The organism is Peribacillus sp. P4_D6, from assembly GCF_056401795.1.
Map to the genome: position 1 here is coordinate 1 of NZ_JBFUIQ010000144.1, position 8,777 is coordinate 8,777.

The 8,777-nt window shown below is 40.4% G+C and carries 9 protein-coding genes; all 9 read right to left on the minus strand.

Annotated features, from left to right (window positions below; translation table 11 throughout):
• Positions 1 to 434, minus strand: a 434-nt coding sequence (locus tag AC1DVB_RS23265) for an enoyl-CoA hydratase-related protein (RefSeq protein WP_477591152.1), incomplete at its 3' end; no start/stop codon positions are given.
• Positions 435 to 639: 205 nt separating this feature from the next.
• The gene (locus AC1DVB_RS23270) at positions 640 to 1,632 is read right to left on the minus strand and encodes an ABC transporter ATP-binding protein (RefSeq protein WP_048679436.1); all 993 of its coding nucleotides are present in this window, start codon (positions 1,630 to 1,632) and stop codon (positions 640 to 642) included.
• A gap of 13 nt (positions 1,633 to 1,645) precedes the next feature.
• On the minus strand, positions 1,646 to 2,659 hold the full coding sequence (locus AC1DVB_RS23275; protein WP_057277523.1) for an ABC transporter ATP-binding protein: 1,014 nt from the start codon (positions 2,657 to 2,659) through the stop codon (positions 1,646 to 1,648).
• 49 nt (positions 2,660 to 2,708) lie between these two features.
• Positions 2,709 to 3,638: an ABC transporter permease gene (locus tag AC1DVB_RS23280; RefSeq protein ID WP_053535169.1), complete on the minus strand. Its 930-nt coding sequence runs from the start codon at positions 3,636 to 3,638 to the stop codon at positions 2,709 to 2,711.
• On the minus strand, positions 3,638 to 4,567 hold the full coding sequence (locus AC1DVB_RS23285; protein WP_477591156.1) for an ABC transporter permease: 930 nt from the start codon (positions 4,565 to 4,567) through the stop codon (positions 3,638 to 3,640). Before AC1DVB_RS23285 ends, AC1DVB_RS23280 begins: the two co-directional genes overlap by 1 nt.
• 133 nt (positions 4,568 to 4,700) lie before the next feature.
• Positions 4,701 to 6,335 (minus strand): peptide ABC transporter substrate-binding protein, encoded by a 1,635-nt coding sequence (locus AC1DVB_RS23290; protein WP_477591158.1) that lies wholly within the window; start codon positions 6,333 to 6,335, stop codon positions 4,701 to 4,703.
• A 685-nt stretch (positions 6,336 to 7,020) separates the two neighbouring features.
• Positions 7,021 to 7,455 (minus strand): DMT family transporter, encoded by a 435-nt coding sequence (locus AC1DVB_RS23295; protein WP_098865135.1) that lies wholly within the window; start codon positions 7,453 to 7,455, stop codon positions 7,021 to 7,023.
• A 155-nt stretch (positions 7,456 to 7,610) separates the two neighbouring features.
• Positions 7,611 to 8,189, minus strand: a complete 579-nt coding sequence (locus tag AC1DVB_RS23300) for a GNAT family N-acetyltransferase (protein ID WP_454861323.1) — start codon at positions 8,187 to 8,189, stop codon at positions 7,611 to 7,613.
• A 94-nt stretch (positions 8,190 to 8,283) separates the two neighbouring features.
• Positions 8,284 to 8,777 (minus strand): FAD-dependent oxidoreductase (locus AC1DVB_RS23305; RefSeq protein ID WP_477591160.1); only part of this gene is annotated, 494 nt, incomplete at its 5' end.

Here is an 8,777-nt window from a genome sequence, read left to right on the forward strand (position 1 = left end):
CTGCATGCCTCCATCGTTATCCCCCGCCTTGCAAATACAAAACCCATCTTTGCATCTGTTGAAGCAATTCTAATGTCCATGGGCAAAGTCATTGTTATCCCAATCCCGACTGCCGCTCCATTAATGGCTGCTATCATAGGTTTCTTCATCTCAAAAATCCGTAATGACAACATTCCTCCTGCATCGCGATATTCAACCAAAGGAGTGTGATCCATAAACGTTTCTGCACCTTTTTCCAAATCCATTCCAGCACAAAAAGCATCCCCAGCGCCAGTTAATATGACGGCTCTTACGTCATCATTTTCATCCGCTTCATTAAAAGCGCGAATCATCTCCTCACACATCTTTTCATTGAAAGCATTCATTCTCTCTGGACGATTAAGAGTAACAATCATGACACGATCGACGATCTCACTAGTTATCGTGGAATACAATAACAGTCCCTCCTTCTCTCACAAATTGAAACATTCAATAGAATTTTATATTTACATATAATTACATTTTATATGTTTTAATTTCAGATTCCTAGTTTTTTATTTTGACATGCTGATAAATAATTTGATAATCGTTTCTATTCTAAAAATATTTTACATAAATGTGTAAAAAAAGACCAGTCGCAAATGCAACTGGTTTTTTTGTTTACCAATATAAATGACAAGCAACGAAATGCCCTGGTTTTTGTTCTTTCCATTCAGGTACAGCACTGGAGCATATCTCCATCGCCTTAGGGCAGCGCGTCCGAAATACACAGCCGCTCGGCGGATTGATCGGACTTGGTACATCGCCTTTAAGGACGATCCTTTCCCGTTTAATAGTCGGGTCTGGTATCGGCACTGCGGATAGCAAGGCCTGTGTGTATGGGTGTAGCGGATCTTTCGTTAAAGAATCACTATCCGAAAGTTCCATCATTCTTCCAAGGTACATGACTAAAATGCGATCTGAAATATACTTGACCATCGATAAATCATGCGCGATGAATAAATAAGTCAATCCCATTTCTTTTTGCAGTTCTTTTAATAAGTTGACCACTTGGGCCTGTATCGAAACATCCAAGGCAGAGATTGGTTCATCACAAACGATGAATTTAGGATTTAAAGCCAATGCCCTTGCAATTCCAATACGCTGGCGCTGTCCTCCACTGAATTCATGCGGAAAACGAGTGATATGTTCCGGACTTAAACCAACCAGCTTTAATAGGTCTTCCACCCGTTTTCTTCGCTCTTTACCTTTTGATATCCCATGAATGGCAAGTGGTTCCCCAATCAATTCCTCCACCTTCATCCTTGGGTTCAAGGATGCGTAAGGATCTTGGAAAATCATTTGTATTTCACGGCGGATATGTGACATTTCCCCAGGTTTGTAATCGAAAATATTTTTCCCCTGAAAAAGAACTTCTCCATCTGTCGGTTCATATAATCGAGTGATTGTACGACCTGCAGTCGACTTACCGCAACCGCTTTCCCCAACAAGACCGACAGTTTCCCCTGGATAGATTTTGAGATCCAAACCATCTACCGCTTTCAGCGATTGAGAACCGATAGGAAAATGCTTCTTCAGATTCTTTATTTCAACAAGAGGAGAATTTTCGTTGTATGTCTTTTCTTTTACGGCCTTATTTTTCAGTGAAACCATTGGTTCTCCTCCTTTATACGTTAGTCGGTGCTTGTACCTGTGCTGCCTTGGCCATCGGGTGGTGCAGCCAGCATGCGGCTGTCTGACCTTCTTCCACTACTTCAAGCTCCGGATCATGGTCTTTGCACACTTTCATTGCTGATTCACATCTTGGGTAAAATGGGCATCCTTTCGGCGGATCCAATAAATCAGGTGGTGATCCGATAATCGGAACCAGCGGAGCCGTTTTTTCCATATCCAGCCTCGGCACCGTTTTAAGCAAACCTCTTGTATAAGGATGCTGCGGGTTTGAAAATATTGCCTCTACCGTACCCGTCTCCACTACCTTGCCTGCATACATGACGACTACCCGTTCACAAGTTTCCGCTACCACACCTAAATCATGAGTGATTAAAATGATGGAAGTATCCATTCTTCGTTGGATATCTTTCATCAGTTCCAAAATTTGCGCTTGTATCGTTACATCCAATGCAGTTGTAGGTTCATCGGCAATCAGTAATTTCGGTTCACAAGCAAGGGCCATCGCTATCATTGCCCTTTGGCGCATACCACCTGAAAACTCATGCGGATATTGCTGCATCCTTTTTTCCGGCTGTGGAATACCTACTAGTTTCAGTGTTTCCAACGCCCGTTCGTATGCATCATTTCGGGACATATTTTTATTATGCTTTAAAATGCCTTCCATGATCTGGCTGCCGATTTTTGTCGTTGGATTGAGCGAAGTCATCGGATCCTGGAAAATCATGCTGATTTCATTCCCGCGAATCTTCTGCATTTCCTTTTCACTCATTTTAAGAAGGTCTTTACCGCCAAAGTTTATCGACCCTTTTCCATACTCTGCCGGGGGTGTTTCCAATAATCTCATGATAGATTTCGCTGTAACACTTTTGCCGCATCCGGACTCCCCAACAATCGCAACGGCTTCCCCCTTTTTCACGCCAAAGTTCACACCGCGAACCGCTTGCACTTTACCTGCATAAGTATGGAAGGTGATTTGTAAATCGTTGACTTCTAATAGGTTCTCCATCATCGTCCCTCCTATTCTAGTAATATCAAATCATTATGTTAGGACTCATTTATTTCCGTAGTTTTGGATCTAAGGCATCCTGCAATCCGTCACCAGCCACATTGAACGCGAACATCGTTAAGGAAATCAATATTGCCGGGATTAACAGTTGATAGAAATTCCCTACCAGAATGCTTCCCAGTGCATCACTTGTCAATGTTCCCCAGCTTGCCTGAGGTGCCGGAACTCCCAGTCCCAAAAAGCTAAGTGTAGCTTCGGCAAAAATGGCAGTAGGTACAGTCAACGTTAAATTGACAAGGATCGGTCCCATTGTATTTGGAATCATGTGTTTTCTTAAAGTCCAGCTCGTATTGGCTCCAGAGATTGTTGCAGCATGGATATATTCATTCTCTTTCAGTTGTAAAACCTGGCCCCGGACCAGTCGCGCCATCGGAATCCACCCCGTAATCGACATCGCAATGATGATCGGCAGAATACCAGGTTTTAATACGACCATCATTAAGATAACCATCAATAGGTATGGAATCGCATAGATCACCTCAGCGAAACGCATCATGATATTATCCGTGCGTCCACCGCGAATGGCAGAAATCCCGCCATAAAGGACACCAATTAAAAAGTCGATCAGCGCTGCCATCAATCCAATGAACAAGGATATCCTTGCACCGTACCAAGCTCGCGTAAATAGATCCCTTCCTGATGAATCCGTTCCAAACCAATGCTCGCTATTTGGGCTAAGATTCTTTTTCTCGAAATCTTGTCCATAATAAGTATATCCGTTAATGTACGGACCAAAAATCGCCATCAAGACCAAGAGGATTATAAGAACAAACCCCGTCATCGCCAGCTTATTTTCTTTAAATCGACGCCAGACGTCAGACCAATATGAAACTGTAGGTCTTGCTATTTTTTCAGCTTCCTTAAAGTTGCCTTCGGCGGGTTGGAACATATCTTCGGTTAAATGCACTTTATCTGCCATTATTTCTTCTCCCCCGTCACTTTAATTCTAGGATCAATCAACGTATAGGCTATATCAACGATGAATATCAATAAAATAAGCACCGCACTATACACAATTGTGGAACCAAGAATCACCGGGTAGTCCCTGTTGGATATTCCCTTTACGAACATATCTCCCATGCCAGGAATACCAAAAATAYGTTCAATGATGAAGCTTCCTGTCACGATATTAGCCGTAAGGATGCCCAGAACCGTGATAATCGGCAATAACGCATTCCGAATCGCATGTTTGATTATGACACCGCTCCGTTTCAATCCTTTGGCTTTTGCTGTCAAAATGTAATCCTGCCCCATTACTTCAAGCATGCTTGTCCGCATCAGTCTCGCGATGAAAGCAAGCGGCATCATGGAAAGGGCAATGGATGGTAAAATGGTATGCTGCCATGTCGCCCATGTAGCAACAGGGAATATATTCCATTTAATTGCAAAGTAATTGATTAAAATAGTCGCCAGGATAAAGTTAGGAACGGAAATCCCTACGATGGCAATGATCATTGATAAATAGTCGGGCCATTTATTTCTTTTCAGTGATGCCACGACACCCAAAATGAGGCCAAAGAAGATGGCAATCACCAAAGCTTGTGCCCCTAAGTGCAAGGACACCGGAAACCCCTTCAAAATGTAATCATTCACGGAAATGGATGAAGATTTCAATGAAGGACCAAAATCAAATTGAACGACTTCCAATAAATAATTCCCATATTGGGTCAACAACGGCTTGTCCAATCCATAGTGGACTTGAAGGTTTTCATAAACAGCAGGAGGCATGGCTCCTTCTTTTGCAAATGGATTTCCCGGAATCGTATGCATTATGATGAACGTTAATGTAATAACAGCCCATAAAGTAATAATCGCCCATTTAAAACGGTTTAATGTATATCTCAACATGGTAATCACCCMAATCATCGATTTTCTAAGAAGTTGAAAACGGAAATGAATGCATGAAATATTCAAATTCGCAATTGAAAAATGGGGTATGTCCTTAATCGGACATACCTCCCATTTCACTATTATCCTTCTATTATTTTTTATCCGCGTAAATAAAGTTCGGATAAGCGTTAATTGGAGCATAAACTCCAGTAACATTCGATTTAACCATATATGGTTTTGTATAGAAGTAAACCGGAAGGATCGGCATTTCGTCAATCATGACTTTCTCTGCTTTATGCAAAGCATCCATGCGTTCTTTTGGGTCCATTGTAGATTTTGCTTCTTTTAATAAATTATCATATTCTTTGTTTGACCAACCTGCATCATTATAGGCGCCGTCCGTTTCCCAAAGCATGAATGTCATCGGGTCAACATAGTCACCAACCCATCCTGCACGGGAAATTTCAAAGTCACCAGCTTTTTCACGGTCAAGCTTAACTTGGAATTCCGCATTTTCAAGTGTCACTTCAACACCCAGGTTATCACGCCACATTCCTTGAACCGCTTCAGCAATTTTCTTGTGTGAATCTAAAGTGTTATACAAAATTGAAAACTCAGGTAATTCTTTCATGCCTTCTTCAGCAAGTCCTTCTTTTAACAATTTCTTAGCTTCTTTAACATCTTCCTTAAATAGGTTACCTGTATTTTCCTGGAAATCTCCAGATGCATCAGGAATACCCGGAGGGACTACGCCGAAAGCAGGCTTTTGTCCGCCTTGAGCAACATTTTCGGTGATTTTTTGACGCTCGATAGCCATTGAAAGCGCTTTCCTTACTTTAGCATTATTGAAAGGTTTCACTTCTGTATTAAAGTTGTAATAGTAAACGGCAAGTTCTTTGCCCATTTTGAATTCTTTATCATCAGAATTGACCATTTGACCTTGAATATCCACTGGCAGTGGATAAGCGAGGTCCAATTCGCCACTCTGATACATTTGCCATGCTGTATTTTCATCTTCAATTAGAGCAAAGTTAACCGCATCCAATTTGATTTTATCTTTATCGTAGTAATTTTCATTCTTTTCGATTTTCAGGCTTTCTTTATGTTTCCATTCCGTTAATTTGAACGGCCCGTTTGAAACGTGAGTTTTTGCATCCAAAGCCCATTTTGGATTTTCTTCCTGTACCTTTTTATTGATTGGATAGAAAGTATAGAAAGAAGTCAAGTCAAGGAAATATGGTGTAGGCTGTTCCAAAGTAACGACTAATGTATGTTCGTCTGTCGCTTTAACCCCTACGTCCTCTTCCTTCCCTTTCTTACTGTTGTATGCTTCCCCGCCTTTAAGATAATAAAGTTGGTAAGCATAATCTGCAGCCGTCTCCGGTTTCAAAGCATATTTCCAAGCGTATTCGAAATCATTGGCTGTAAGCGGATCTCCATTTGACCATTTCAAACCATCTTTCAATTTGAATGTCCAAGTTAATCCATCTTCACTGATTTCCCATGATTCTGCAGAACCAGAGACGATTTTGCCTTCCTCAGTTTTCTTTGTCAGCCCCTCGAACGTATGTTCAAGGATCCATGATTCATGAGTACCTTGAGCATTTGCAGGGTGAAGCGAACCAGGTTCACTCGAATTGTTTACGTTTAATACTTTTAATCCGGATGAGTCACCCGAGCCCCCTTCTTTTTCATTCGAAGTTTCCTTCGAACCGCCGTTGCATGCCGCAAGCATAAGCATGATGGCCATAAGAAGAGCAAGCACTGAAAATTTAGACTTTTTCAAAAAATATTCCCCCTCATCTTTAATCTTTCTTAGAATATTCCCATTTAAGAGATTATCCTTCTAACACCTATTAATCTTCCGTATAGTACATATAATGATTGCGAGGAAAAGCAGAAGCATTCATTGCAGGAATTCACCAAAAACAATTAGCGAACCGTTTGCATAAATCTTAATTTCTACCTAAAAAAAGCAATTAATGCAGTTTACTAGGTATAAAATCACCTTTTTTTCACCTCGCCAAGGATACTATACCTCGAATTAAAGATGTTGAATTTTAAGTATATTACGAATAAACCAAAAAATCAATAAACCGGTGAGTACTTTTTCACAATATAGTAATTAATTGCTAATCAATTCGATCTAGATACTAGGTAAATAGAAATGATCACCTAAAAGGACTTCCGACTTCCAGGTGTTTTTACAAACCCCTCTAAATCAGTATTCATATAGGTTCTCTTGTCTATTTATTTCTCAATATTCTAATAATTCACATCAGGTTGATTACTAAGACAACTTTCCTAGCAAACCATCCCCTCTCAAACAATATATTTTAGCAGAATAATGCATTACTTGATTAATATATTTAGTTCTCTTTAATCAATCTCCAAATAATAGCCATTAACTATAGGGGAATAGAGATATTCCCCTATATGTACCCGTCTTTTCAATGAAAAATGCCCCTTCTTCATTTATGATTAAACAAATATAATGACACGAAAAGTAAACAAATTCCTGCCACCTTTTTCGCATCCAATGGGATGCGTACGCCTCCGAATAAACCGAAATGGTCAATGACTGCCCCAATAATTATCTGGCCTGCTATAACCCCGACCAATGCCGGTGCCACTCCAATCCGAGGCACGACCAATACGATCACAATGACATAAATAGCCCCTAACAGCCCGCCTGTTAATTGCCATTTGGGTACAGACGCGATGGCAGAAATATTTCCATTTCCCGCAAACAAAACAATAAATAATAAAGCAAGAGTCCCGATTCCAAACGAAATGAAGGAAGCTTCAATGACCCCCACTTTTTTTCCTAATCCACCATTGATTTGTCCTTGTATGGCAATGGTGATTCCGCCCAGGACCGCAAGCAACGGAAATAATATCTTCACAGTGATTTTGCTCCTTTTTATGTCCATCCGGACTGATTAATGAATTCGCATACCATTTTAACATGAAAAATATGTATATTGCCCTTTACTGATATAAAATCATCTGCAAATAAAAAAACTGGCACTTTGGGCCAGCTGCAATCTTCTATACCAAACTAAAATCTATATGATTCCTGAACACTTTGTTGCCTTAACTGGCAATACTCCGTACTCAACAAGGAAAATACCAGGGCATCATGGTACTGATCACGAAGAAATAGATAACTTCTGAGACTGCCTTCCTCTTTGAATCCAAATTTCTTCAGAAGGTTTCTGGATGCAATATTATCCTTGAAAGTTAAAGCGGCGATTCTGTTAAGTCTCAATTCTTCAAAGCAATAGCGCAATACTACGCTGACAGCTTCAGACGTAAAGTGTTTCCTCCAATATTCAGGATGGATTTCATATCCTATTTCGGTGCGTTTGTTGGCTAGGCTCAATTGATGCAGGCCAACAGTACCGATGAACTTGCCTGAATCCTTTAGAATGACTCCCCACCGCATCCCTCGTTTGTTTATATAAGCACTTTTAAACGAGTCGATTAAGCGGCGGGCATCTTCTACTAGAGTTAGACTTTCTATCCCATCATATTTGGTCACTTCATCTTTAGAGAGGATTTCAAACAGACTCTCGGCATGATGGTGACCTATTTCGATTAAATGCAGTCTTTCTGTTTCCAATTCCTTAAACCACATCGAAGAATCCCTCCCGTATATTCAGCTGTCTACTTAATTCTATTCAAGATGAAGAGATACCTGTCTTAATGGACAATACTTTTTGAAAAATGCCTTAATCCCTGATTATTTTGGGAACGGTTGACACTGTAAACCGTCCCATTCCCGCCATAACCCAATAAGAAGTAGAATTAGGATGGTCAGGATACATTCCTATTGTCGGTAAACCATCATGGATCTCACAAAATAAAGCTCCCCAATAATAATCAGCCCAGATCCGATTCTCTAATTCTGGAAACAGATTGACAAGCTGCTTTATTAATTTATCTCTATTGTTCAAAATCATTGGAACCCTTTTCTCCAGATAACCGGTCGATTCAWCAAGGCCACAAATGATAATTCGATTGCCAGGAGTTTTTCTTGCATATAAATAAGGCCGTTCCGTTTCCCAAATCATCATATTATCATGCCATTGAGCTTGATCGGCTATTTGATTTGTTGCTATGGCATATGAACTAAGAACCACTGCATTTTTATCCTTCACTTCTTTTTGGACTTCATAACCAGTTGCGAAGATGACCGTCTGTGCATGTACAGTATGACCCGTTT

Coding starts and splice junctions, on each gene's coding strand:
- AC1DVB_RS23280 (WP_053535169.1), bottom strand. CDS start 3,638: ATGGCAGATAAAGTGCATTTAACCGAAGATATGTTCCAACCCGCCGAA.
- AC1DVB_RS23270 (WP_048679436.1), bottom strand. CDS start 1,632: ATGGTTTCACTGAAAAATAAGGCCGTAAAAGAAAAGACATACAACGAA.
- AC1DVB_RS23300 (WP_454861323.1), bottom strand. CDS start 8,189: ATGTGGTTTAAGGAATTGGAAACAGAAAGACTGCATTTAATCGAAATA.
- AC1DVB_RS23275 (WP_057277523.1), bottom strand. CDS start 2,659: ATGGAGAACCTATTAGAAGTCAACGATTTACAAATCACCTTCCATACT.